At 62.8% G+C, this 23,556-nt stretch carries 25 protein-coding genes; 19 read left to right on the plus strand and 6 right to left on the minus strand.

The genetic code is table 11. The annotated features are described in order from the left end of the window. The first annotated feature begins 268 nt into the window (after nucleotides 1-268). The 3 genes from treR to treC all read left to right on the plus strand — a co-directional run bounded on the left by treR (nucleotide 269) and on the right by treC (nucleotide 4,623). Nucleotides 269-1,216, plus strand: coding sequence for a trehalose operon repressor TreR (gene treR, locus REA38_RS19215; RefSeq protein WP_033648635.1), 948 nt, complete (start codon nucleotides 269-271; stop codon nucleotides 1,214-1,216). A 129-nt stretch (nucleotides 1,217-1,345) separates the two neighbouring features. Further along, a complete protein-coding gene (gene treB, locus REA38_RS19220; RefSeq protein ID WP_308886454.1) occupies nucleotides 1,346-2,761 on the plus strand; it encodes a PTS trehalose transporter subunit IIBC in 1,416 nt (471 codons plus the stop codon). Nucleotides 2,762-2,958: 197 nt separating this feature from the next. Then, nucleotides 2,959-4,623 (plus strand): alpha,alpha-phosphotrehalase, encoded by a 1,665-nt coding sequence (gene treC / locus REA38_RS19225; protein ID WP_308886455.1) that lies wholly within the window; start codon nucleotides 2,959-2,961, stop codon nucleotides 4,621-4,623. 29 nt (nucleotides 4,624-4,652) lie between these two features. Here the strand turns inward: treC and REA38_RS19230 are convergent, their stop codons facing one another. Beyond that, entirely contained in the window at nucleotides 4,653-5,177 is a 525-nt protein-coding gene (locus REA38_RS19230) for an NAD(P)H-dependent oxidoreductase (RefSeq protein ID WP_308886457.1), read from the minus strand. 106 nt (nucleotides 5,178-5,283) lie between these two features. On the opposite strand from REA38_RS19230, the gene REA38_RS19235 reads away from it, so the two are divergent. From REA38_RS19235 to nrdG, 3 genes are all read left to right on the plus strand, one after another. After that, nucleotides 5,284-6,198, plus strand: coding sequence for a LysR family transcriptional regulator (locus REA38_RS19235; protein ID WP_049232434.1), 915 nt, complete (start codon nucleotides 5,284-5,286; stop codon nucleotides 6,196-6,198). Between the two features lie 244 nt (nucleotides 6,199-6,442). Then, a complete protein-coding gene (nrdD, locus tag REA38_RS19240; protein WP_308886458.1) occupies nucleotides 6,443-8,581 on the plus strand; it encodes an anaerobic ribonucleoside-triphosphate reductase in 2,139 nt (712 codons plus the stop codon). 168 nt (nucleotides 8,582-8,749) lie between these two features. Continuing rightward, nucleotides 8,750-9,214, plus strand: a complete 465-nt coding sequence (gene nrdG, locus REA38_RS19245) for an anaerobic ribonucleoside-triphosphate reductase-activating protein (protein WP_043148224.1) — start codon at nucleotides 8,750-8,752, stop codon at nucleotides 9,212-9,214. Between the two features lie 5 nt (nucleotides 9,215-9,219). Here the strand turns inward: nrdG and REA38_RS19250 are convergent, their stop codons facing one another. From REA38_RS19250 to REA38_RS19260, 3 genes are all read right to left on the minus strand, one after another. Next, on the minus strand, nucleotides 9,220-9,495 hold the full coding sequence (locus REA38_RS19250) for a type II toxin-antitoxin system mRNA interferase toxin, RelE/StbE family (RefSeq protein WP_038879053.1): 276 nt from the start codon (nucleotides 9,493-9,495) through the stop codon (nucleotides 9,220-9,222). An 8-nt stretch (nucleotides 9,496-9,503) separates the two neighbouring features. After that, complete coding sequence (locus REA38_RS19255; RefSeq protein ID WP_039567725.1) at nucleotides 9,504-9,791, minus strand: type II toxin-antitoxin system RelB/DinJ family antitoxin; 288 nt, start codon at nucleotides 9,789-9,791, stop codon at nucleotides 9,504-9,506. Nucleotides 9,792-9,896: 105 nt separating this feature from the next. Next, nucleotides 9,897-10,952, minus strand: coding sequence for a permease (locus REA38_RS19260; RefSeq protein ID WP_308886459.1), 1,056 nt, complete (start codon nucleotides 10,950-10,952; stop codon nucleotides 9,897-9,899). 227 nt (nucleotides 10,953-11,179) lie between these two features. Here REA38_RS19260 and phnF point away from each other — a divergent pair, with 227 nt between their 5' ends. From phnF to phnP, 11 genes are read left to right on the plus strand one after another with little or no spacing between them, the layout of a single operon-like run. After that, a complete protein-coding gene (gene phnF / locus REA38_RS19265) occupies nucleotides 11,180-11,908 on the plus strand; it encodes a phosphonate metabolism transcriptional regulator PhnF (RefSeq protein WP_015376439.1) in 729 nt (242 codons plus the stop codon). Further along, the gene (gene phnG, locus REA38_RS19270) at nucleotides 11,909-12,352 is read left to right on the plus strand and encodes a phosphonate C-P lyase system protein PhnG (protein WP_019453314.1); all 444 of its coding nucleotides are present in this window, start codon (nucleotides 11,909-11,911) and stop codon (nucleotides 12,350-12,352) included. Between the two features lie 3 nt (nucleotides 12,353-12,355). After that, nucleotides 12,356-12,937: a phosphonate C-P lyase system protein PhnH gene (gene phnH, locus REA38_RS19275; protein ID WP_213873177.1), complete on the plus strand. Its 582-nt coding sequence runs from the start codon at nucleotides 12,356-12,358 to the stop codon at nucleotides 12,935-12,937. Next, entirely contained in the window at nucleotides 12,937-14,022 is a 1,086-nt protein-coding gene (locus REA38_RS19280; protein WP_308886461.1) for a carbon-phosphorus lyase complex subunit PhnI, read from the plus strand. Before phnH ends, REA38_RS19280 begins: the two co-directional genes overlap by 1 nt. Further along, nucleotides 14,015-14,875, plus strand: coding sequence for an alpha-D-ribose 1-methylphosphonate 5-phosphate C-P-lyase PhnJ (locus tag REA38_RS19285; RefSeq protein ID WP_016929301.1), 861 nt, complete (start codon nucleotides 14,015-14,017; stop codon nucleotides 14,873-14,875). The genes REA38_RS19280 and REA38_RS19285 overlap by 8 nt, the downstream gene beginning before the upstream one ends. Beyond that, the gene (phnK, locus tag REA38_RS19290) at nucleotides 14,875-15,663 is read left to right on the plus strand and encodes a phosphonate C-P lyase system protein PhnK (protein WP_038879071.1); all 789 of its coding nucleotides are present in this window, start codon (nucleotides 14,875-14,877) and stop codon (nucleotides 15,661-15,663) included. The genes REA38_RS19285 and phnK overlap by 1 nt, the downstream gene beginning before the upstream one ends. Before the next feature lie 16 nt (nucleotides 15,664-15,679). Continuing rightward, a complete protein-coding gene (gene phnL, locus REA38_RS19295; RefSeq protein ID WP_033636844.1) occupies nucleotides 15,680-16,384 on the plus strand; it encodes a phosphonate C-P lyase system protein PhnL in 705 nt (234 codons plus the stop codon). Next, complete coding sequence (gene phnM / locus REA38_RS19300) at nucleotides 16,384-17,520, plus strand: alpha-D-ribose 1-methylphosphonate 5-triphosphate diphosphatase (protein WP_015376433.1); 1,137 nt, start codon at nucleotides 16,384-16,386, stop codon at nucleotides 17,518-17,520. The genes phnL and phnM overlap by 1 nt, the downstream gene beginning before the upstream one ends. Beyond that, the gene (phnN, locus tag REA38_RS19305; protein WP_308886462.1) at nucleotides 17,520-18,089 is read left to right on the plus strand and encodes a ribose 1,5-bisphosphokinase; all 570 of its coding nucleotides are present in this window, start codon (nucleotides 17,520-17,522) and stop codon (nucleotides 18,087-18,089) included. The genes phnM and phnN overlap by 1 nt, the downstream gene beginning before the upstream one ends. After that, entirely contained in the window at nucleotides 18,086-18,688 is a 603-nt protein-coding gene (locus tag REA38_RS19310) for a DapH/DapD/GlmU-related protein (RefSeq protein ID WP_015376431.1), read from the plus strand. The genes phnN and REA38_RS19310 overlap by 4 nt, the downstream gene beginning before the upstream one ends. A 12-nt stretch (nucleotides 18,689-18,700) precedes the next feature. After that, nucleotides 18,701-19,483, plus strand: coding sequence for a phosphonate metabolism protein PhnP (phnP, locus tag REA38_RS19315; RefSeq protein WP_308886463.1), 783 nt, complete (start codon nucleotides 18,701-18,703; stop codon nucleotides 19,481-19,483). Here the strand turns inward: phnP and REA38_RS19320 are convergent. Together REA38_RS19320 and REA38_RS19325 are read right to left on the minus strand one after the other, a co-directional pair. Further along, complete coding sequence (locus REA38_RS19320) at nucleotides 19,440-20,072, minus strand: NAD(P)H-binding protein (RefSeq protein WP_197818877.1); 633 nt, start codon at nucleotides 20,070-20,072, stop codon at nucleotides 19,440-19,442. The two genes, phnP and REA38_RS19320, sit on opposite strands and share 44 nt — an antisense overlap. 30 nt (nucleotides 20,073-20,102) lie before the next feature. Further along, a complete protein-coding gene (locus REA38_RS19325) occupies nucleotides 20,103-20,543 on the minus strand; it encodes a YhbP family protein (protein ID WP_049211838.1) in 441 nt (146 codons plus the stop codon). Nucleotides 20,544-20,975: 432 nt separating this feature from the next. On the opposite strand from REA38_RS19325, the gene speFL reads away from it, so the two are divergent. Together speFL and speF are read left to right on the plus strand one after the other, a co-directional pair. After that, nucleotides 20,976-21,080 carry a leader peptide SpeFL gene (gene speFL, locus REA38_RS19330; protein WP_004933443.1) on the plus strand — a complete coding sequence of 35 codons (105 nt, stop codon included), beginning with the start codon at nucleotides 20,976-20,978 and terminating at the stop codon, nucleotides 21,078-21,080. Between the two features lie 274 nt (nucleotides 21,081-21,354). Continuing rightward, nucleotides 21,355-23,517, plus strand: a complete 2,163-nt coding sequence (speF, locus tag REA38_RS19335) for an ornithine decarboxylase SpeF (protein WP_033648654.1) — start codon at nucleotides 21,355-21,357, stop codon at nucleotides 23,515-23,517. Nucleotides 23,518-23,556 lie beyond the last annotated feature (39 nt).

A 23,556-nucleotide genomic window follows, 5' to 3' on the forward strand; every position in this document is an offset into this window, starting at 1 on the left:
TACCGTGATGTACTTCACCGGTAAAACAGCAGCGCCAGGCGGAAAGGTTTTACCGGTGAACCGAGTGAGTGTCTAAAGCGGTCGGGTCGGGGTCCATATGGGGAATCACCTCCGGTAAAGGGAAAAACAGAGCGGCAGGAGCGGCCGTTCAGCGCAGTGCAACAATCCCGTATTGCCTCAAGATCCGCGTGGGAAAATGAGCTATGCTGACGGGCATTGTTTTACAGGCCATTATGTTACGCCTGTCCACCTCAACGAAAAGTAAACCATGCAAAACCGGCTGACCATCAAGGACATCGCGCGCCTGAGCGGCGTAGGCAAATCCACCGTCTCACGGGTGCTGAACAACGAAGGCAGCGTGAGCCCGCAGACCCGCGAACGGGTGGAAGCGGTGATCCGTCAGCAAGGGTTTACCCCCTCCAAGTCGGCGCGCGCCATGCGCGGCCAGAGCGACAAAGTGGTGGGCATCATCGTTTCCCGTCTCGATTCACCGTCGGAAAACCAGGCGGTGCGCACCATGCTGCCGCTGCTGTATCAGCAGGGTTTCGATCCTATCGTGATGGAGAGCCAGTTCGAAACCCGCCTGGTGCAGGAGCACCTGCACGTGCTGCGCCAGCGCAACGTCGACGGCGTGATCCTGTTCGGCTTTACCGGGCTGACCGCGGCGATGCTCAAACCGTGGCAGGAAAAAATGGTGGTGATGGTGCGCGAATACGACGGCTTTTCGTCCGTCTGCTACGACGACGCCGGCGCGGTGAACCTGCTGATGGATCGCCTGTATCGGCAAGGGCACCGGCACATCGGCTATCTGGGGGTGCAGCTCAGCGACGCCACCACCGGCCAGCGCCGCTACCAGGCCTATCTCGACGCCTGTGAACGCCTCAAGCTCACGCCGCGCGCCACGCTGGGCGAGCTGAGCTACCAGAGCGGTTTCCAGCACGCCGCCGAAGTGATCGACCCGCACACCAGCGCACTGATCTGCGCCTCCGACAGCATCGCCCTGGGGGCGATAAAGTACCTGCAGCAACAGCCGGCGCGCGCCATTCAGGTATGCGCCATCGGCAACACCCCGCTGCTCAGCTTCCTGTTCCCCGATACTCTGTCTGTGGAGTTCGGCTACGGCAGCGCCGGCCTGCTGGCGGCGCAACAGCTGCTGGCGCAGCTCAACGGTGAACAGGGGATCCGCCGCCTGGTGGTGCCCAGCAAACTTTCCTGATTAAAAGACGACCATTTTTTGTCATTTTGTGATCCTCGCCCCAAACCGGGAACGTTCCCATTCCATAAAAAAATCCGAGTGACTAAGCTTTGATCATTACTCAGCCAACACCTCTGCAGGTATCCCATAATGAGCAAAGTAAAACAGCAGGATATTGATCGCCTGATTGTTTTGGTCGGCGGCCGCGAAAACATCGCCACCGTCAGCCATTGCATTACCCGGTTGCGTTTCGTCCTCAACGACCCCAGCAAGGCCAGCCCCAAGGAAATCGAAGAGCTGCCGATGGTCAAAGGCTGCTTCACCAACGCCGGGCAGTTCCAGGTGGTGATCGGCACCGACGTCGGCGACTACTATCAGGCGCTGATCGCCAGCACCGGCGTCAGCGAGGCCGACAAGGAGCAGGCCAAGGTGGCCGCGCGTCAGAACATGACCTGGACCGAGCGCACCATCTCCCACTTCGCCGAAATCTTCTTCCCGCTGCTGCCGGCGCTGATCAGCGGCGGTCTGATCCTCGGCTTCCGCAACGTGATCGGCGATATCCCGATGTCCGGCGGCCAAACGCTGGCGCAGATGCACCCGGCGTGGAAAACCATTTACGACTTCCTGTGGCTGCTCGGTGAAGCGATCTTCATGTTCCTGCCGGTGGCCATCTGCTGGTCGACGGTGAAAAAGATGGGCGGCACGCCGGTGCTCGGCATCGTGCTGGGCGTCACCCTGGTGTCGCCGCAGCTGATGAACTCCTACCTGCTCGGCCAGCAAACGCCGGAAGTGTGGAACTTCGGCTGGTTCGTGATCCAGAAAGTCGGCTATCAGGCGCAGGTGATCCCGTCGATCCTGGCGGGCATGGCGCTGGGCTGGATCGAAACCCGGCTGAAAAAGATCGTCCCCGACTATCTCTATCTGGTGGTGGTGCCGGTGGTTTCGCTGCTGCTGGCGGTGTTCCTGGCGCACGCGCTGATCGGGCCGTTCGGCCGCATGATCGGCGACGGGGTTGCCTGGGCGGTGAAAGCGGTGATGACCGGCAGCTTCGCCCCAGTGGGCGCCGCGCTGTTCGGCTTCCTGTATGCGCCGCTGGTGATCACCGGCGTGCACCAGACCACGCTGGCCATCGACATGCAGATGATCCAGAGCATGGGCGGCACCCCGGTGTGGCCGCTGATTGCGCTGTCCAACATCGCGCAGGCCTCGGCGGTGCTCGGCATCATCATCATCAGCCGCAAGGCCAACGAGCGTGAAATCTCGGTGCCGGCGGCGATCTCCGCCTACCTCGGCGTGACCGAACCGGCGATGTACGGCATCAACCTCAAATATCGCTTCCCGATGCTATGCGCGATGATCGGCTCCGCGATCGCGGGCCTGATCTGCGGCCTGGACGGCGTGATGGCCAACGGCATCGGCGTCGGCGGCCTGCCGGGCATCCTGTCTATCAAGCCGCAGTTCTGGCTGATTTACTCGCTGGCGATTCTGGTGGCGATCGTCATCCCGCTGGTGCTGACCATCATGGTCTACAAACGCAAGGCTGCCCGCGGCGAGCTGCCGGTTTAATTGACGCAAAATACGCAACATGAATGCAGGGGCTGGAAATACCCTATAGCTTTCGAGTTGCAGCTAGGCGGCAAGGGTGCAAATCCCCAGTCACTTACTCAAGTAAGTGACTGGGGTGCAGCGCCAGCAGCCAACAACGCTGCAGTTTGAAAGATGAAGGGTACGGGCCCGTTGTCACGATTCAAAGGTATACAGCTATGAGCAACCCAACCCCCTGGTGGCAGAACGGCGTCATCTACCAAATTTATCCGAAGAGTTTTCAGGACAGCACCGGCAACGGCTACGGCGATTTGGCCGGCGTAACCCGGCGGCTGGACTATCTGCAGGAACTGGGCGTCGACGCCATCTGGCTGACGCCGGTCTACGTCTCACCCCAGGTGGACAACGGCTATGACGTGGCGGACTACTGCGCCATCGATCCGGCTTACGGCACCATGTCGGACTTCGAGCAGTTGGTCGCCGCCGCCCACCGGCGCGGCATCCGCATCGTGATGGACATGGTGTTCAACCACACCTCGACCGAGCACCCGTGGTTCAAAGCCGCGCAGGATCGCCACAGCCCGTATCGTCAGTTCTACGTCTGGCGCGACGGCGAAGGGGATACACCGCCGAACAACTGGCGATCCAAGTTCGGCGGCAATGCCTGGCAGTGGCACGCCGACAGCGGCCAGTACTACCTGCACCTGTTCGCCACCGAGCAGGCGGATCTCAACTGGGAATACCCGCCGGTGCGCGAAGAGCTGAAGAAAGTGTGTCAGTTCTGGGCGGATAAAGGCGTCGACGGCCTGCGTCTCGACGTGATCAACCTGGTGTCCAAGCAGCAGGATTTCCCGTCCGACAGCCAGGGCGACGGCCGCCGCTGCTACACCGACGGCCCGCGCATTCACGAGTTCCTGCAGGAAATGAGCCGCGACGTGTTCCAGCCACGCGGCCTGATGACGGTGGGCGAGATGTCCTCCACCACGCTTGAGCATTGCCAGCAGTACGCGGCGCAGAGCGGCGAAGAGCTGTCGATGACCTTCAACTTCCACCACCTGAAGGTGGACTACGCCGGCGGTGAAAAATGGACGCGGGCGGCGCCGGATTATGTGGAGTTAAAGCAGATCTTCCGCCACTGGCAGCAGGGGATGCATAACCGCGCCTGGAACGCGCTGTTCTGGTGTAACCACGATCAGCCGCGCATCGTGTCACGCTTCGGCGATGAAGGCGCACTGCGGGTACCGGCCGCCAAAATGCTGGCGATGGTGCTGCACGGCATGCAGGGCACGCCTTATATCTATCAGGGTGAAGAGATCGGCATGACCAACCCCGGCTTCCGCACCATCGAGCAGTACCGCGACGTGGAAAGCCTGAACATGTACGCCGAACTGAGCGCCCAGGGCCGCAGCGACGCCGAACTGCTGGCGATCCTGGCGGACAAATCGCGCGACAACGGCCGCACGCCGATGCAGTGGAGCGCCGCGCCGCACGCCGGTTTCACCACCGGCACGCCGTGGATCGGCTGCGCCGAGAATTACCCGCAGATCAACGCCGACGCGGCGCTGGCCGACCTCGACTCGGTGTTTTACGCCTACCGCCAGCTGATCACCCTGCGCAAGCAGTATCCGCTGCTGACCCACGGCGACTATCAGGATCTGGCGCCGGATCACCCGGCGCTGTGGTGCTATCAGCGCAGCTGGAACGGCCAGCGCCTGCTGGTGGTGGCCAACCTGAGCCGCGAACCGCTGGCCTGGGCGGCGGAAGGCGTGGAAGCCTCCGCCCAGTGGCGCCCGCTGATGAGCAACTACAGCGACTCGGCAGACCAGCCGCAGGCGCTGACGCTGCGGCCGTTCGAAGCGGTGTGGTGGCTGCTCGAAGACTGACCCCGCAGGGCGCAGCGATGAACTGCGCCCTACAATGTCCCCATCAGCGCCACCACCCCGGCGGTCTCTTGCGCCAACTGCTCATCGCTCATGTCGCTCACGCCCTGCACCAGATGCGGCGGCAGATAATCCATGCCGGTCAGGTTAGCCAGCGCGTGGAACGGCAGCAGCAGATCCTGCACCGGATAACGGTTGTAGCCTGCTGGCGTGTAGGCCTGCGCGTTGCCGCCGGTGCTCACCACCAGCTGCAGCGGCTTGCCGTGCAGTTTGGTGCCCTCGCTGCCGTAGGCGAAACTGTAGGTTAATACCGCGTCCTGCCATTCGCGCAGGATCGCCGGCGAGCTGTACCAGTAAAACGGGAACAACATCACCACCGCATCATGGCTCTGCAGCAGCGCCTGTTCGCGCGCCACGTCGATGCGGTAATCCGGGTAAGTGCGGATCAGCTCGTGCACGGTCACGTTAGGCAGCGGGCGCACCGCCTCGATCAACGCCTGGTTGATGCGCGACTCGTCGGGGGTGCGGTGGGCGGTTAACACTAAAATGCGTGACATAAATGATTCCTTGAACGTAAAGAAGATGAGGCATTTTTCCATTTCTGCCGCTTCGGGTGTAGGCTGTTCAAGGTCACTTCAATTTCAACCGAAAGTATCAACCACTATGTCGCTGCCCTTTGACGTGCACCGCCTGCTGCCGGCCTTCCTCGCCGCCGCGCAGGCGCAAAATTTCTCCGCCGCCGCCCGCCAGCTGGGCGTCACGCCGGCGGCGGTCAGCAAAAATATCCGCGCGCTGGAAGAGAAGCTGGCGCTGCGGCTGTTTCAGCGCAACACCCACAACGTGCTGCTGACCGACGAGGGTAAAGCGCTGCTGGCGCAGGTGGCGCCGCTGTGGCAGGCGTTGGCGGCGACGCTGGAAAGCGCCGGCGGCGAACGGCAGGCACCGGCCGGGGTGGTGCGCGTCACGATGATCCCCGGCTTTGGCCGCCAGATGCTGATGCCGTTGATCCCGCAATTTCTGGCGCGCTACCCGCAGATCGATCTCGATCTGTCGCTGGATGCCCGGGTGGTGAATCTGGTGGGCGAAGGCTTCGACGTCGGCATCGGCAGCCGGGTCGATCCCGACAGCCGGCTGGTGGCGCGCCCGCTCTACCCGATGCACATGGTGCTGGCGGCGTCGCCCGACTATCTGGCGCGGCGCGGTGAACCGCAAACGCCGCACGACCTGCTGCGGCACGACTGCCTGCTGCACCGCAACCCCAGCAACGGCCGCCACGTCAAATGGCAGCTGCGCCATCAGGGCGAAACGCTGGCGCTGGATCTGAACGGCCGGCTGGTGGTCAGCCGCCCGGAAATGTTGCTGGATGCGGCGCTGGCCGGGCTCGGCATCGTCAACCTGGCGCGCTGGTACCTCGAAAAGCACTTCGAACAGGGCACGCTGCGGCCGGTGCTGGCGGAATGCTGGCCGCGCCCGGTACAGCTGTGGCTCTATTACGCCTCGGCGGATCTGCCGCCGCGGGTGCGCGTCTGGGTCGATTTTCTGCTGGAACATTTTCGCGATCGGCCAACCGGCGATTGACGACTGTTCAGCTTGCGCACGCTCTTCCGTTTTCCTTGTTCTACATCAAAAGAATCTCGCCAATATCTATATATAGTGCATTAATAATTTCGAACACCTATATATAGTAGTTATCCACAAAATCATCCACACGCCGCCACAGCCCTTGCGCGCTGCGGCTTTGCCCTGTGGATAAGCGAAATTTGACGGTTGCTCGCCACGCCAGGCGGGTATGAACGCTCCCTCGGGGAACAAGGAGTACAACGTGAAACCAGTAGTGATTAAGCGGGACGGTTGCCAGGTACCTTTTGACGAAGCGCGCATCGCGCAGGCCATCGAGCGCGCCGCGCTGGCGGTGGGCGTGGTCGACGCCGACTACTGCGCCACCGTCGCCCGCGTGGTCGCTCAGCGCATGGAGCCGCAGCCGCGCGTCGATATCCACGAGATCCAGCAGGCGGTGGAAAACCAGCTGATGGCCGGCGAGTACAAACAGCTGGCGCGCGCCTATATCGAATACCGCCACGATCGCGACGTGGCGCGCGAGCTGCGCGGCCGCCTGAACCAGGAGATTCGCGGCCTGGTCGAGCAGAGCAACCGCGCGCTGCTGAACGAGAACGCCAACAAGGACAGCAAGGTGATCCCCACCCAGCGCGACCTGCTGGCGGGCATCGTCGCCAAACACTACGCCAAGCAGCACATCCTGCCACGCGACGTGGTGCTGGCCCATGAACGCGGCGAAATTCACTACCACGATCTCGACTACTCGCCGTTCTTCCCAATGTTCAACTGCATGCTGATCGATCTGAAAGGCATGCTGACCAACGGCTTCAAGATGGGCAACGCCGAGATTGAGCCGCCGAAGTCGATCTCTACCGCCACCGCCGTGACCGCGCAGATCATCGCCCAGGTCGCCAGCCATATCTATGGCGGCACCACCATCAACCGCATCGATGAAATCCTGGCGCCGTTCGTCGACGAGAGCTTCCGCAAACACCTGCTGGTGGCGGAAGAGTGGCAGATCCCAGACGCCAAAGGCTATGCCATGGCGCGCACCGAGAAAGAGTGTTACGACGCCTTCCAGTCGCTGGAGTACGAGGTCAACACCCTGCACACCGCCAACGGCCAGACGCCGTTCGTCACCTTCGGCTTCGGCCTCGGCACCAGTTGGGAGTCGCGCCTGATCCAGCGCTCGATCCTGAAAAACCGCATCGCCGGGCTGGGCAAAAACCGCAAGACCGCCGTGTTCCCCAAACTGGTGTTCGCCATCCGCGACGGCCTCAACCACCAGTACGGCGATCCGAACTACGACATCAAGCAGTTGGCGCTGGAGTGCGCCAGCAAGCGCATGTACCCGGACATCCTCAACTACGATCAGGTGGTGAAGGTCACCGGCTCGTTCAAAACGCCGATGGGTTGCCGCAGCTTCCTGGGCACCTACGAGGAAGACGGCGAGCTGGTGCACGACGGCCGCAACAACATCGGCGTCATCAGCCTCAACCTGCCGCGCATCGCGCTGGAGGCGATGGGCGATGAGTCGCGCTTCTGGGCGCTGCTGGATCAGCGCCTGCAGCTGGCGAAAAAGGCGCTGATGACGCGCATCGCCCGGCTGGAAGGCATCAAGGCGCGGGTGGCGCCAATCCTGTACATGGAAGGCGCCTGCGGCGTGCGGCTCAAGGCCGACGACAACATCGCCGATATCTTCAAGAACGGCCGCGCCTCAATCTCGCTGGGCTATATCGGCCTGCACGAGACCATCAACGCGCTGTTCGGCGGCGAAAACCACGTGTATGACGACGAAGCGCTGCGCGCCAAAGCGGTGGCGATCGTCGCGCGCCTGCGCGCCGCCGTCGACGCCTGGAAAGACGAGACCGGCTACGGCTTCAGCCTCTACAGCACGCCGAGCGAAAACCTGTGCGATCGCTTCTGCCGGCTGGACACCGCCGATTTCGGCGTGGTGCCGGGCGTCACCGACAAGGGCTATTACACCAACAGCTTCCACCTTGATGTGGAGAAGAAGGTCAATCCGTACGACAAGCTGGACTTCGAAACGCCCTACCCACCGTTGGCCAGCGGCGGCTTCATCTGCTACGGCGAGTACCCGAACCTGCAGCACAACCTGAAGGCGCTGGAAGACGTGTGGGACTACAGCTACAGCCGGGTGCCTTACTACGGCACCAACACGCCGATCGACGAGTGCTACGAGTGCGGCTTCACCGGTGAATTCTCCTGCACCAGCAAAGGCTTCACCTGCCCGAAATGCGGCAACCACGACTCGGCCAAGGTCTCGGTCACCCGCCGGGTGTGCGGCTATCTCGGCAGCCCCGATGCCCGGCCGTTCAACGCCGGCAAACAGGAAGAGGTGAAACGCCGGGTGAAACACCTCGGCAACGGGCAGCTCGGCTGAAAGCCGCCGCGCAACCCAGGTACAAGCCTGTTCATCAGGCGTGATTGTCGCCGCCAGTTTGCCTTCGGCCAGCGCGCACCAACCGCCGCGTACACGCAGTACGTGAGGATTGGGAGCACTGCCCGGAGGCAAAATGGCCAGTAAAATAGCCTGATGGGCAGGCCTCACATGAATTATCACCAGTACTACCCGATCGACGTCGTCAACGGCCCCGGCACCCGCTGCACACTGTTTGTCGCCGGCTGCGTGCACCAGTGCCCCGGTTGCTACAACAAAAGCACCTGGCGGCTCAACTCCGGCCAGCCGTTTACCCCGGCGCTGGAAGACCGCATCATCGCCGATCTGAACGATCCGCGCGTGCCGCGCCAGGGGCTGTCGCTCTCCGGCGGCGATCCGCTGCATCCGGCCAACGTGCCGAGCATCTTAACGCTGGTGAAACGGGTGCGCGCCGAGTGCCCCGGCAAAGATATCTGGCTGTGGACCGGCTACCGGCTGGCAGAGCTGGACGCGCAGCAAATGCAGGTAGTGGACAGGATCAACGTGTTGATCGACGGCAAGTTCGTGCAGGATTTGAAAGACCCGGCGCTGATTTGGCGCGGCAGCAGCAACCAGGTGGTGCATAGGTTGCGATGACAACGCTAATTTGGAAATTTCTCACGCTGGTGGGCAATCGAGAAAACCTTAATAACATCATCGACGATGATATACACCAGCAACAGGGAGGCCTTGTTAATGAGCAGCTTACGTGCTTTCCCATACCAAGGCTTACCTAACTCAGGATGATCCAGCAGGCGCTTTACCGCTTTATCTATCTCGTTATCAGCCTGCACTGCCGCCTGTGGATTGAAAATATAAAGAAACTCAAAAATACGTTCCCTGTCCCGTAGCGCTGCATTATCCCATTCGATACGCATAACGATCCCTATTTTCGGTCGTATTTCGCTCTAATTTTTGCCTTAAAGGCATCCATGCTTTCTTCTACTTCTTGTTGGCTAAGGTAAACAGCATTACCCTCATGCAGACGGGAAAAAGCTGCATCTACCTTATCTTTCAACCAGTTTTCGTGTTCCTCTGCGGCCCGTTGCTCATCAGCCATTTGCTCCGCCAAGCGGCGACAGGCTTCACTTAATGTCGTTCCTTTAGCCTCGGCGGCCTTTTGCGCCAAACGCTTGGTTTCATTTTCGATGCGAAACTGGATGCGACTTTCCATCTTTGCTCCTCCTGCAATCGCACGATGGCGACACTAAATCTTGAACAGACACGTTAGCACATTTGTGACAACAACATCGAGATGAAAGGTCGTTTTTTGAACATTTTACACCAACCCCATCCCCACCACGCCGGTCAGCATGCCGCACAGCGCCACCAGCGCCGCCGTCAGGCACAGCGCCCGGGCGGAGAAGGCTTTGTTGAGCATCAACAGCGAAGGCAGGCTGACCGCCGGCAGGGTCATCAGCAGCGCCAGCGCCGGGCCCGCGCCCATGCCCGCCAGCATCATGGTCTGTACGATCGGGATTTCCGCCGCGGTGGGGATAACGAACAGGCAGCCAACGATCGCCAGCGCGATGATCCACAGCAGGCTATTGCCGACGGCGCCGTCGGCGTGCGGGAACAGCCAGACCCGCGCCGCCCCCAGCGCCAGCACCGCTAGCACGTAGATCGGGATGGTCGACCAAAACAGCGCCCACAGCGCTTTGCCCCAGCGGGCAAGGAACGGCTGTTCCTCGCTCTGCGCCGTCATCAGCGGCGGCTGCGGCGCGGCGGGCTGCGGATCGTTGGCGGTCACGCGCTGCACCAGCCAGGCGATGCCCAGCACCATCACCACGCCCGCCACCAGGCGGATAGCGGCGAACGGCCAACCGAGCACAAACCCCATAAACACCAGCGTCGCCGGGTTCAATACCGGGTTGGCGAGCCAAAAGGCCAGCGCGGCGCCGCTGGATACCGACTGGCGGCGCATGCCGGCGGCAACCGGCGCGGCGCAGCAGGTGCACATCATGCCCGGCAGCGCGATCAGCGCCCCCAGCACGGTGCCGGAAAAACGCCGGTGGCCGAGCGTGCGCGCCAGCCAGTCGCGCGGGATCAGCACCTGTACCAATGAACCTAACAGTACCCCGAGCAGCGCCGCCTTCCACACCGCGGTGAAGTAGACCAGCGCGTACTGCCAGGCCGCCAGCCAGGGGCTCGCGGCGCCGTCGGCCAGGATCGATTTGCCGATCGAGTGACTGTCCGCCGCCACGAAGGCCTTGCCGTAGTAAGGCTGCCATTTGACGTAGTAGAGGCCGACGGCCACCACCAGCAGAAACAGGGTCGGTTTCCACAGCGGCCAGGCGCGTGGGGCGTGTTCAGGGGCGTTCAGAGATTGCGGCATGGTAGCGGCCAGAGTCAGTCAACAGTGGCGCCAGCATAGCGCGCCGCCGCCGCCCGTGCACGCCCGGGCTGTCCTAAATAGTTCATCTGTTCGCCACCGAGGCGTAACGCGATTGTCATCTGCGCCCGGCACCATGATGCCAACTTGAAAACCACAGGGTAGACGCACGATGAAACGCACCGCTTCCGCCTTCATCGAACAGCCATCGGTATGACGAGGTTTTTATTATGATGGAGTTATCTAGACATCCGACCACTTACCCCACCCGCTATCAGCAGATCGCCGCACAACTGGAACAGGAGCTGCGCACGCAGTACCGCTGCGGCGACTACCTGCCTTCGGAACAGCAGCTGGCCGAACGTTACCAGGTCAATCGCCACACCCTGCGCCGCGCGGTGGATCAGCTGGTAGAGCGCGGCTGGCTGCAGCGCCGCCACGGCGTCGGCATTCTGGTGCTGATGCGGCCTTACGACTACCCGCTGCACGCCAACACCCGCTTCAGCCAGAACCTGTTCGAGCAGGGCAGCCACCCCACCAGTGAGCGCTTACTCGCCGTCTTGCGCCCGTGCAATGGGCATGTCGCCAGCGCACTCTCGCGTGAAGAAGGCGAAATGGTGATCCACCTGCGCACCCTGCGCCGGGTCAACGGCGTGCCGATGAGCGTGATCGACCATTATCTGCCCGATCTGGACTGGTGGCCGGCGCTGCAGCAGTTCCACAGCGGTTCGCTGCACCAGTTTATCGAACAGCACCTGCAGCAGCCGCTGACCCGCCGCCAGACGCGCATCAGCGCGCGCCGCGCGCAGGCCAAAGAGAGCCGGCTGCTGGAAATCGCCACCCACGCGCCGCTGCTGTGCGTGCGCACCCTTAACGTCCGCAGCGGCGGCGAAGACGTGGCGGAATACTCCGTCAGCCTGGCCCGCGCCGACATGATTGAACTGACGATGGAGCACTGAATGCAAGCCTTAGAGTCGAGACAACGCTGGATGTCGGTGCTGGCGCACAGCCGGCCCGAGCAGCTGCGCAGCCACTGGCAGGCGCTGAACCTCAGCCCGGGTTACCGCAGCATCCGCGCGCCGGAGATCGGCCTGGCCCAGCTGCAGGGGCGCATGGGCGCCACCGGCCGCCGCTTCGTGCTGGGGGACATGACGGTCACCCGCGCGGTGGTGCAGCTGGACAACGGCGGCTACGGCTACAGCTATATCGCCGGGCGCGACAAGGCGCACGCCGAGCTGTGCGCGCTGGCCGATGCGCTGCTGCAACAGCCGGAACACGGCGAACGCCTGCAACAACAGCTGATCGCGCCGCTGGCCGCGCTGCAGCACGAACAGCGCCAGCTGCGCGCCCGGGCGATCGCCGCCAGCCGGGTAGACTTCTTTACGCTGGTGCGAGGGGATTAAGCCATGAGTTTATTGACCGGTTTTGAACAACCGATAGACCAATCGCAGCACGCTTTCCGTTTGATTCTTAAAGCCTTGAGCGAACCGGGCCACCGGGTGACGCTGCCGAACGGCCCGGCCTGGGCGCCGCTGAACGCCGCCAGCACCGCCGCGCTGCTGACGCTGGCCGATCAGGAAACGCCGCTGCAGCTGTGCACTGCGCTAAAAAGTGAGCAAGTGCTAACAAACATTCGTTTTCACAGCGGTGCGCCGCTGGCCGCCACGGCGCAGGAGGTCTGTTTTGCCCTGTTCGATGAGCAGCTGCAAGCCGCCGATCTGCAGGCGTTGCCGCACGGCACGGAAATCTCGCCGGAGTTCGGCGCCACGGTCATCGTGCAGCTCGCCGAACTGGAGAACGGCGCCGCGCTGCGCCTGACCGGCCCCGGCATCGAAAATCATCGCCTGATTGCGCCGCGCCTGCCGCCGGCGCTACTGGATTACCTGATCAACCGCCCGCAGCGCTTCCCGCTGGGGCTGGATATTTTGCTGACCTGCGGCGATCGCCTGCTGGCGATCCCGCGGACCACCCGCGTGGAGGTGTGCTGATGTACGTAGCGGTAAAAGGGGGCGAAAAAGCCATTGAGGCCGCCCATCAGCTGCAGGAACAGCTGCGGCGCGGCGACGACGCGCTGCCGGCGATCGGCGCGGAACAAATCGAACAGCAGCTGGGGCTGGCAGTGGATCGGGTGATGACCGAAGGCGGCATCTACGATCGCGAGCTGGCGGCGCTGGCCATCAAACAGGCCAGCGGCGATTTGGTGGAGGCGATCTTCCTGCTGCGCGCCTACCGCACCACCCTGCCGCGCCTGGCGGTCAGCGAGCCGCTGGCCAGCGAAAACATGCGGCTGGAGCGGCGCATCTCGGCGGTTTACAAGGACTTGCCCGGCGGGCAGGTGCTGGGGCCGACCTACGACTACACCCATCGGCTGCTGGACTTCGCGCTGCTGGCGGAAGGCGAGGCGCCGCGTGCACCGCAGGCCGACGAACCGCTGCCGGATAACTACAGCCACGTGTTCGATCTGCTGTGTCGCCAGCAGCTGGCGCGCGAGGAACAGGACGACGGCAGCACGCCGGACGACATCACCCGCAACCCGCCGGTTTACCCCTGCTCGCGCTCGGCGCGCCTGCAGCAGCTGGTGCGCGGCGACGAAGGTTTTCTGCTGGCGCTCGGCTACGCCACCCAGCGCGGCTACGGCCGCAACCACCCGTTCGCCGGCGAGATCCGCACCGGCCACGTTTCGGTGGAGATCGTGCCTGAAGAGCTCGGTTTCGCCATCGACATCGGCGAAATCCTGCTGACCGAGTGCGAAATGGTAAACGGCTTCGTCGATCCAAAGGACCACCCGCCGCACTTCACCCGCGGTTACGGGCTGGTGTTCGGCCGCGCCGAACGCAAGGCGATGGCGATGGCGCTGGTGGACCGCGCATTGCAGAGCCCCGACTACGGCGAAGGCGTCGCCGGCCCGGCGCAGGACGAAGAGTTCGTGCTGGCCCACGCCGACAACGTCGAGGCCGCCGGCTTCGTCTCCCATCTCAAGCTGCCGCACTACGTCGACTTCCAGGCCGAACTGGAGCTGCTCAAGCGGCTGCGACAGGAATACAGCGAGCGTCAGGAGGCCCGCGATGAGTGAAGTATTGACCGGCTATAACCTCGGTTATCTGGACGAGCAGACCAAGCGCATGATCCGCCGCGCCATCCTGAAGGCGGTGGCAATCCCCGGCTATCAGGTGCCGTTCGGCGGCCGCGAGATGCCGATGCCCTACGGCTGGGGCACCGGCGGCATTCAGCTCACCGCCAGCGTTATCGGCCGCGCCGACGTGCTGAAGGTGATCGACCAGGGTGCCGACGACACCACCAACGCGGTGTCGATCCGCCGCTTCTTCCAGCGCGTCGCCGGGGTGGCCACCACCGAACGCACGCCGGAGGCCACGCTGATCCAGACCCGTCACCGCATTCCGGAAACCGCGCTGCGCGAAGACCAGATCCTGATCTATCAGGTGCCGATCCCGGAGCCGCTGCGCTTTATCGAACCGCGCGAAACCGAGACCCGCAAGATGCACGCGCTGGAGGAGTACGGCGTGATGCAGGTGAAGCTGTATGAAGACATCGCGCGCTACGGCCATATCGCCACCACCTACGCCTACCCGGTGAAGGTCAACGATCGCTACGTGATGGATCCGTCGCCGATCCCGAAATTCGACAACCCGAAAATGCACATGATGCCGGCGCTGCAGCTGTTCGGCGCCGGGCGCGAGAAACGCATCTACGCCCTGCCGCCGTTCACCAAGGTGGAAAGTCTGGACTTCGACGACCATCCGTTCAGCGTCCAGCAGTGGGACGAACCCTGCGCGCTGTGCGGCTCGCGCCACAGCTACCTGGACGAGGTGGTGCTCGACGATCGGGGCAACCGCATGTTCGTCTGTTCGGACACCGACTACTGCCGGCAGCAGCTGGCGCAATCTTCACAAGAGGCGCAGCACTGATGACTTCCACCCCTTTGAGCACCACCCCGCTGCTGTCGGTGAACCGGCTCACCCACCTGTACGCCCCCGGCAAGGGCTTCAGCGACGTATCGTTCGACATCTACCCCGGCGAAGTGCTGGGCATCGTCGGCGAATCCGGCTCCGGCAAAACCACGCTGCTGAAGTCGATCTCGGCGCGGCTGGCGCCGCAGCGCGGGCAGATCCTTTACCGCCCGCAGGCGGGCCAGGAACAGGATCTGTACGCCATGGCGGAGAGCGATCGCCGCCGCCTGCTGCGCACCGACTGGGGCGTGGTGCACCAGCACCCGCTCGACGGGCTGCGGCCGCAGGTCTCCGCCGGCGGCAACATCGGCGAGCGGCTGATGGCCATCGGCCAGCGCCACTATGGCGACATTCGCCGCCAGGCCGGCCAGTGGCTGGAAGACGTCGAAATCCCGCTGTCGCGCCTCGACGATCTGCCGACCACCTTCTCCGGCGGCATGCAGCAGCGGCTGCAGATCGCCCGCAACCTGGTCACCCACCCCAAGCTGGTGTTTATGGATGAGCCGACCGGCGGGCTGGACGTGTCGGTGCAGGCGCGCCTGCTCGATCTGCTGCGCAACCTGGTGGTGGAAATGCAGCTGGCGGCGGTGATCGTTACCCACGATCTCGGCGTGGCGCGGCTGCTGGCCCACCGCCTGCTGGTGATGAAACAGGGCGAAGTGGTGGAGAGCGGCCTGACCGACCGGGTGCTGGACGATCCGCACCATCCTTACACCCAGCTGCTGGTTTCTTCGGTGCTGTCGTAACCCAAGGCGATAACAGATGACTATGCAAATCCGAGTTGAACATCTCAGTAAAACCTTTGTGCTGCACCAGCAGTACGGCACCCGCCTGCCGGTGCTGCACGACGCCAACCTGACGGTCGGCAGCGGCGAATGCGTGGTGCTGCACGGCCACTCCGGCAGCGGCAAATCCACCCTGCTGCGCTCGCTGTATGCCAACTACCTGCCGGACAGCGGCCATATCTGGATCAACCACCAGGGCGACTGGCTGGACATGGTCAGCGCCGATGCGCGCCAAATTCTGGCGGTGCGCCGCCATACGCTGGGCTGGGTCAGCCAGTTTCTGCGGGTGATCCCGCGCATCAGCGCGCTGGAGGTGGTGATGCAGCCGCTGCTGGAACAGGGCGTCGAACGCGCCGAGTGCCGTGAACGCGCCGAAGCGCTGCTCGCTGCGCTCAACGTGCCGCAGCGCCTGTGGCCGCTGGCACCGTCCACCTTCTCCGGCGGCGAGCAGCAACGGGTGAACATCGCGCGCGGCTTTATCGTCGATTACCCCATTCTGCTGCTGGACGAACCGACCGCCTCGCTCGACAGCCGCAACAGCGCGGCGGTGGTGCAGCTTATCGAACGCGCCAAGGCGCGCGGCGCGGCGATCGTCGGCATTTTTCACGATGAAGGCGTCCGCCAACAGGTCGCCGACCGGCTTTATGACATGCAGGCGCCGCAGGCGCTGGAGGCCCTCTGATGATCGTCAATAACGTTAAGCTGGTGCTGGATGACCAGGTGGTGCAAGGCTCGCTGGAGATGCAGGACGGCGTGATCCGCAGCTTCGCCGACGGCCCGAGCCGGCTGCCGCAGGCGCTGGACGGCGACGGCGGCTGGCTGCTGCCGGGGCTGATCGAGCTGCATACCGACAACCTGGACAAGTTCTTCACCCCACGCCCGAACGTCGACTGGCCGGCCCATTCGGCGATGAGCAGCCACGACGCGCTGATGGTGGCCAACGGCATCACCACGGTACTGGACGCGGTAGCGATCGGCGACGTGCGCGACGGCGGCCACCGGCTGGAAAACCTGCAGAAGATGATCGACGCGGTGATCCACAGCCAGCGCGCCGGGGTGAACCGCGCCGAGCACCGGCTGCACCTGCGCTGCGAGCTGCCGCACGAGAGCACGCTGCCGCTGTTCGAACAGCTGATGGACAAGCCGGGCGTGTCGCTGGTGTCACTGATGGATCACTCGCCGGGCCAGCGCCAGTTCGCCTCGCGCGAAAAATACCGCGAATACTATCAGGGCAAATACCACCTCAACGATCAACAGATGAGCGAGTACGAGGAGCAGCAGGTCGCCCTGTCCGCCCGCTGGGCCGCGCCGAACCGCGAGGCGATCGCCGCCCACTGCCGTGCGCGCCGCATCTCGCTAGCCAGCCATGACGACGCCACCGCCGCGCACGTGGCCGAATCCTGCGCGCTGGGCAGCGCCATCGCCGAGTTCCCCACCACCGAGGCGGCCGCCCGCGCCTCGCACCAGCAGGGCCTGCAGGTGCTGATGGGCGCGCCGAACATCGTGCGCGGCGGTTCCCACTCCGGCAACGTGGCGGCGCACCATCTGGCGGCGCTGGGAGTGCTGGATATCCTCTCTTCCGATTATTATCCGGCCAGCCTGCTGGACGCGGCGTTTCGCCTCGCGGCGGACGAGCGCAACGCCTACGATCTGCCCCAGGCGGTGCGCATGATCACCCGCAACCCGGCGCGGGCGCTGGATCTGCAGGATCGCGGCACCCTCGCCGAAGGATTGCGGGCGGATCTGGTGCTGGCGCGGCCGCACGGTGAGCACGTTTACGTGCAGAACGTGTGGCGCCAGGGCAGGCAGGTGTTCTGATGGCGCGGCTCATCTACCTGATGGGGCCTTCCGGCGCAGGCAAGGACAGCCTGCTGACCGCGCTGCGGGCCGACGCCGACCGCGCGCCGCTGGTGGCGCACCGTTACATCACCCGGCCGGCGGACGCCGGCTGCGAGAATCATATCGCGCTGAGCGAACCGGAATTTCTGCGCCGCCGCGCCAAGGGGCTGTTCGCGCTCGACTGGCAGGCCCACCAGCAGCGCTACGCGTTTGGGATCGAAGTGGATCTTTGGCTGCTGCAGGGGATCGACGTGGCGGTCAACGGTTCGCGCGCCCACCTGCCGCAGGCGCAGCAGCGCTATGGCGCGCAGCTGCTGCCGGTGTGCCTGCAGGTCAGCGCCGGGATCCTGCGCCGGCGCCTGCAGGATCGCGGGCGAGAAAGCGCCGAACAGATCGAGCAGCGGCTGGCGCGGGCGGCGGAATATCAGCAGAGTCTGCCCGCCGGCTGCCGGCTGCTGCACAACGACGGCCCACTCGACGACACTTTAGCAGCGCTGCTGGCGCTGCTGCCTACCGCCACCCGACAAGCTCAGGACGCGACGCCATGAACGACTTTGCCCAGCCGAAAATCGGCGACAACGTGACCCTTAACCGCACCCGGCTCGGCCAATATGTGCATCTGGCCGACGATGCGATCCTGGAAGAGGTGGAGATGGGGGACTACTCCTACACCGCCGGGCACAACCAGATCTTTTACGCCACCATCGGCAAGTTCGTCTCCATCGCCTCCTATGCGCGCATCAATCCCGGCAACCACCCGACCTACCAGCGTATCGCGCAGCACCACTTTACCTACCGCGCCTCCGAATACGGGCTGGGGGAAGACGACGCGGCGTTCTTCGACTGGCGGCGCGAGCACCACGTCACCGTCGGCCACGACGTGTGGATCGGCCATAACGCCATCCTGATGCCGGGCGTCAGCGTCGGCAACGGCGCGGTGATCGGCAGCGCGGCGGTGGTCACCAAGGACGTGGAGCCTTACAGCATCGTCGCCGGCGTGGCGGCCAAGAAGATCGGCATGCGCTTTGACGACGCGCTGATAGAACGCATCGAACGCAGCCAGTGGTGGCACTGGGATCACGCCACGCTGCAGGCGCGGCTGGCGGATTTTCGCGACATCAACCGCTTTGCGCAGAAGTACCTTTAACGGAGGGGAGCGATGCAACTGACCTTTCTCGGCACCGGCGGCGCGCAGCAGATGCCGGTGTTCGGCTGCGACTGCCTGATCTGCCAACGGGCGCGGCGCGAGCCGGCATTTCGGCGGCGAGCGTGCAGCGCCATGCTTAACTATCAGGGGGAAACGACCTTATTGGATGCGGGATTGCCGGCTTTGGAGCGGCGATTTTCGGCGGGGCAAATTCAACGTTTTTTACTGACACATTACCACATGGATCACGTTCAGGGGTTATTTCCTTTGCGTTGGGGGTGCGGAAATTCCATTCCGGTGTATGGCCCGCCGGATGAACAGGGCTGCGACGACCTGTTCAAACACCCGGGCATTCTGGCGTTTCAGCCGCCGCTGGCGCCCTTCGCCACCGTCGAACTGGGCGGCATGCGCATCACCCCGCTGCCGCTGCAACACTCCAAACTGACCCACGGCTATCTGATCCAGGCGGCGGGCGCTGCGCTGGCCTACCTGACCGACACCGTCGGCCTGCCGCCGGCCACCGCCGACTATCTGCAAAACGTGGCGCTGGATCTGCTGGTGCTCGATTGCAGCCTGCCGCCTCAGCCGCAGGCGCCGCGCAACCACAACGACCTGACCCGCGCGCAGGAGACGCAGCGGTTGCTGCAGCCCAAACGCACGCTGCTGACGCACATCAGCCATCATCTCGATCTGTGGCTGCTGGACAACGAACTGCCCGCCGGGCTGGAGCTGGCGTTCGACCACCTCAGCGTCAGCCTCGGTAGCAGTGCAGCCGATCCGACTCCAGCACCCTGACCCCTTCGCCCGGCGTGAACGCCTGCTGCAGCAGCGTTTGCGCCACGTCTTTGGCGGAGACGGCGCGCCATTTGCCGGGCAGCAGCCTGAACAGCGGCAGCGTGAGGCGCTCCATCAGGCGCGGCGCGGGGCGCTCCCCCACCAGCATGGAAGGCCGCACCAGCGTCAGGCGCGGCCAGTGCTGTTCGCGCAGCGCCTGCTCCATCTCGCCTTTGGTGCGGTTATACAGGAAGGTGGAATCCGCGTTGGCGCCCAGCGCGCTCACCACCAGACAGTGCTGCGCCCCCAAGCGGCGGCCGGTCAGCGCGCTCTCCACCACCAGTTGATAATCGACGTAGCGGAAGGCATCGGCGCTGCCCGCTGCCCGGCGGGTGGTGCCCAGGCAGCAGAACACCAGATCGACCGGCTGCTGCAGGCTACTCAGCAGTTCGAACAGCGCATCGCCGACCGGGTTGGTCAGCTTGCCGTGCGGCGGCAGCGGCGCGCGCGTCGGCGCCACGATGGCCGTTATCTGCGGATCGCTTTGCAACAGCTGCAACAACTCGCGCCCCACCAGCCCGGTTGCGCCGACTAACAGTGCTCGCGCCATGCAATCTCCCGTTGTAATCAATACGTCGACTTAAAGTATAGACCGCGCCCAATGCAGCTTTTTGCCGAAGCCGAGGGTGTTGTCGGTCATCTTCACCTCGTGCAGATCCAGCCGCCAAACCGAGGCTTTCATCGCCCTGGCGATCGGGAAGCGCTTGCAGTAACGCGCGCGCGCCGCGTCGGCCTCTTCGCCGCTCAGCAGCACCGCCTCGGCGCGGTACTGCACGCCGCGGATCAGCGCGATGCTTTTCGGCTTCGGCGCGATGGTGCCGACCACGCGGCCGTTGTTCAGCATCAGCCCGCCGTGGCGGGTGTGCGGTTCGGTCATCAGCCACAGCGCCATCGCCGCGGCGTCGAAAATGTAAAAACAGTTGGCGCACCACATGTCGAGGCCGTCGCCGGCGCACAGCGTCAAGACGTGTTGTTTGCCGATGAAATCCGCAATCTGCTGCCGTTGTTCTGGGGTATTCAAGGTTACTCGCCTCCTTGTTCACTCACTTCATCTTACCCTGCGTTGTTGAGGCGAGTCACAAATAACGATAATCATCAAAAACCCAAATTGAATATAAAAACACAATAAATGCATTTTTATTAACTTAGGCCAGAAAAAGATTTATAACATAAAAAATACAAGACGGATTTATTTGATCGTTATGCAACCACTTATTCGACCGGTTCTTTATTCCCATCCTGACGACACGCAAATTTAGCGCATCTGCCCGGAGTCGATTAGCAATTCGTTTACAAGCCCGTTGGCTCACCTGAACGCTGTTTATGCAACTCATTGCATAACCAATGAATAGTTATTTATAAACACCGGCATTTATGTGACCTTTATCACGATTTTTAGCCAACCTTGCGTTAAAATAGCGCCATCTTTTCACTCAGCAAGGTGGATTAGAAAATGGAAAACAATAACCGCAAAATGGCGCATATCAGGCGCACAACCCATATTATGATGATGGCTCATCGCAGCTGCTTTAGCTTCGCATTCTTCAACTACAGATAACCCTCTCCCCTCGCTCTTACGCCGTTGATAAGAGTGTCATTGCGTTTTTATTTATTCTCCGCACACCGGTGATAATATCGCTTTCTCGCTAACCGGGAAGGACACGCAATTCATTCTTAATTTCGGCCAAGCGCATCCAAGCTAAATAAAACAACGAACACAGTTAATGCCTTTCGGCATCACTGGGTTCTCGCACACCTTTATTTTCGTGAAGGCGTTAGCGGCAAATGGAATTATTTGCCGACGGACTGCCTTTGCCTGAAGAATGAGAAAAATGAAAAAATTAAAAATTGCCGCCAACACCCAAACCCTCGGCTGCTTTGAAACTGAACGCGACATCGTCGATGTGCATCACAGCGATTTCAATGACGTCGCCGCCATCGTGCTGTCGGTAGACGACGTCACGCACGGCATGGTGGCGCGCATCGAAGAGCACGGCCTCAACATTCCGCTGTTCGTCGCCGTCTGCTGCGAAGAAGAGCTGGATAACGCCGTACTGCCGGCGCTGCACGGCGTGTTTGAGCTGTGCGGCAAGAATACCCAGTTCTACGGCAAACAGTTGGAGGCCGCCGCCGCCAAATATGAGAGCGAGCTGCTGCCGCCGTTCTTCAACACGCTGACGCAGTACGTGGAAATGGGCAACGCCACCTTCGCCTGCCCCGGCCACCAGGGCGGCGAGTTCTTCCGCAAACACCCGGCGGGCCGCCAGTTCTTCGACTTCTACGGCGAAACGCTTTTCCGCTCCGATATGTGCAACGCCGACGTCAAACTGGGCGACCTGTTGATCCACGAAGGCGCGCCTTGCGCAGCGCAGCAGCACGCCGCCAAGGTGTTCAACGCCGACAAGACCTACTTCGTGCTCAACGGCACCTCGGCCTCGAACAAGGTGGCGACCAACGCCCTGCTGACGCGCGGCGACCTGGTGCTGTTCGACCGCAACAACCATAAATCCAACCACCACGGCGCGTTGATCCAGGCCGGCGCCACGCCGGTGTATCTGGAAACCGCCCGCAACCCGTTCGGCTTTATCGGCGGCATCGACGCGCACTGCTTCGACGAACGCTACCTGCGCCAACAGATCCGCGAAGTGGCGCCGGAACGCGCCAACGAAGCCCGCCCGTTCCGCCTGGCGATCATCCAGCTCGGCACCTACGACGGCACCATCTACAACGCCCGCCAGGTGGTCGACAAGATTGGCCACCTGTGCGACTACATCCTGTTCGACTCCGCCTGGGTGGGCTATGAGCAGTTCATTCCTATGATGAAAGACTGCTCGCCGCTGCTGCTGGAGCTGAACGAAAACGATCCCGGCATCATCGTCACCCAGTCGGTGCACAAACAGCAGGCCGGCTTCTCACAAACCTCGCAGATCCACAAAAAAGACAAGCACATCAAGGGCCAGAGCCGCTACTGCAACCACAAGCGCTTCAACAACGCCTTCATGCTGCACGCCTCTACCAGCCCGTTCTACCCGCTGTTCGCCGCGCTGGACGTCAACGCCAAGATGCACGAGGGCAAAAGCGGCCAGCGCCTGTGGCAGGAGTGCGTGCGCGTGGGGATCGAAGCGCGCAAAATGCTGCTGGATACCTGTACGATGATCAAACCGTTCGTGCCGGATCAGATCGACGGCAAGCCGTGGCAGGCCTATGACACCGCGGCGATGGCCAACGATCTGCGCTTCTTCAACTTCGTGCCCGGCGAGAAATGGCACGCCTTTGAGGGCTATGCCGAATCGCAGTACTTCGTCGATCCGTGCAAACTGCTGCTCACCACGCCGGGCATCGATACCGCCACCGGCAGCTACAGCGAGTTCGGCATCCCGGCGACCATTCTGGCCAACTACCTGCGTGAAAACGGCATCGTGCCGGAAAAATGCGATCTCAACTCGATCCTGTTCCTGCTGACGCCGGCGGAAGACATCGCCAAGATGCAGCATCTGGTGGCCCTGATCGCCCGCTTCGAGCAGCACATCGAGCAAAACTCCCTGCTCAGCGAGGTGCTGCCTGCGGTCTATAAAAACCACCAGCAGCGCTACAAAAACTACACCATCCGCCAGCTGTGCCAGGAAATGCACGACCTTTACGTCAGCTACGACGTTAAAGAACTGCAAAAAGAGATGTTCCGCAAAAGTTATTTCCCGCGCGTGGTGATGAATCCGCAGGACGCCAATACCGAGTTCGTGCGCGGCAATGTGGAATTGGTCTCGCTGGCTAAAGCCGAGGGCCGCATCGCCGCCGAAGGCGCCCTGCCTTACCCGCCGGGCGTGCTGTGCGTGGTGCCCGGTGAAATTTGGGGCGGCGCCGCGCAGCGTTATTTCCTGGCATTGGAAGAAGGCATCAACTTATTGCCGGGATTCGCGCCGGAATTGCAGGGCGTTTATATCCAACAGGATGAGGATGGCTGGAACCGCGCTTACGGCTACGTCATGAAAAATTAATCACCTTACGGGGCGGCGATGATTCTCGCCGCCCGGATC

It is taken from the genome of Serratia sp. MF1(2023) (genome assembly GCF_030954545.1).
GTDB classification, from domain to species: domain Bacteria; phylum Pseudomonadota; class Gammaproteobacteria; order Enterobacterales; family Enterobacteriaceae; genus Serratia; species Serratia sarumanii.

What these genes read in the sequence shown, in the direction of transcription:
- treR (WP_033648635.1), top strand. Translation starts at nt 269, where the DNA reads ATGCAAAACCGGCTGACCATCAAGGACATCGCGCGCCTGAGCGGCGTA.
- treB (WP_308886454.1), top strand. Translation starts at nt 1,346, where the DNA reads ATGAGCAAAGTAAAACAGCAGGATATTGATCGCCTGATTGTTTTGGTC.
- treC (WP_308886455.1), top strand. Translation starts at nt 2,959, where the DNA reads ATGAGCAACCCAACCCCCTGGTGGCAGAACGGCGTCATCTACCAAATT.
- REA38_RS19230 (WP_308886457.1), bottom strand. Translation starts at nt 5,177, where the DNA reads ATGTCACGCATTTTAGTGTTAACCGCCCACCGCACCCCCGACGAGTCG.
- REA38_RS19235 (WP_049232434.1), top strand. Translation starts at nt 5,284, where the DNA reads ATGTCGCTGCCCTTTGACGTGCACCGCCTGCTGCCGGCCTTCCTCGCC.
- nrdG (WP_043148224.1), top strand. Translation starts at nt 8,750, where the DNA reads ATGAATTATCACCAGTACTACCCGATCGACGTCGTCAACGGCCCCGGC.
- REA38_RS19250 (WP_038879053.1), bottom strand. Translation starts at nt 9,495, where the DNA reads ATGCGTATCGAATGGGATAATGCAGCGCTACGGGACAGGGAACGTATT.
- REA38_RS19255 (WP_039567725.1), bottom strand. Translation starts at nt 9,791, where the DNA reads ATGGAAAGTCGCATCCAGTTTCGCATCGAAAATGAAACCAAGCGTTTG.
- REA38_RS19260 (WP_308886459.1), bottom strand. Translation starts at nt 10,952, where the DNA reads ATGCCGCAATCTCTGAACGCCCCTGAACACGCCCCACGCGCCTGGCCG.
- phnF (WP_015376439.1), top strand. Translation starts at nt 11,180, where the DNA reads ATGATGGAGTTATCTAGACATCCGACCACTTACCCCACCCGCTATCAG.
- phnG (WP_019453314.1), top strand. Translation starts at nt 11,909, where the DNA reads ATGCAAGCCTTAGAGTCGAGACAACGCTGGATGTCGGTGCTGGCGCAC.
- phnH (WP_213873177.1), top strand. Translation starts at nt 12,356, where the DNA reads ATGAGTTTATTGACCGGTTTTGAACAACCGATAGACCAATCGCAGCAC.
- REA38_RS19280 (WP_308886461.1), top strand. Translation starts at nt 12,937, where the DNA reads ATGTACGTAGCGGTAAAAGGGGGCGAAAAAGCCATTGAGGCCGCCCAT.
- REA38_RS19285 (WP_016929301.1), top strand. Translation starts at nt 14,015, where the DNA reads ATGAGTGAAGTATTGACCGGCTATAACCTCGGTTATCTGGACGAGCAG.
- phnK (WP_038879071.1), top strand. Translation starts at nt 14,875, where the DNA reads ATGACTTCCACCCCTTTGAGCACCACCCCGCTGCTGTCGGTGAACCGG.
- phnL (WP_033636844.1), top strand. Translation starts at nt 15,680, where the DNA reads ATGACTATGCAAATCCGAGTTGAACATCTCAGTAAAACCTTTGTGCTG.
- phnM (WP_015376433.1), top strand. Translation starts at nt 16,384, where the DNA reads ATGATCGTCAATAACGTTAAGCTGGTGCTGGATGACCAGGTGGTGCAA.
- phnN (WP_308886462.1), top strand. Translation starts at nt 17,520, where the DNA reads ATGGCGCGGCTCATCTACCTGATGGGGCCTTCCGGCGCAGGCAAGGAC.
- REA38_RS19310 (WP_015376431.1), top strand. Translation starts at nt 18,086, where the DNA reads ATGAACGACTTTGCCCAGCCGAAAATCGGCGACAACGTGACCCTTAAC.
- phnP (WP_308886463.1), top strand. Translation starts at nt 18,701, where the DNA reads ATGCAACTGACCTTTCTCGGCACCGGCGGCGCGCAGCAGATGCCGGTG.
- REA38_RS19320 (WP_197818877.1), bottom strand. Translation starts at nt 20,072, where the DNA reads ATGGCGCGAGCACTGTTAGTCGGCGCAACCGGGCTGGTGGGGCGCGAG.
- speFL (WP_004933443.1), top strand. Translation starts at nt 20,976, where the DNA reads ATGGAAAACAATAACCGCAAAATGGCGCATATCAGGCGCACAACCCAT.
- speF (WP_033648654.1), top strand. Translation starts at nt 21,355, where the DNA reads ATGAAAAAATTAAAAATTGCCGCCAACACCCAAACCCTCGGCTGCTTT.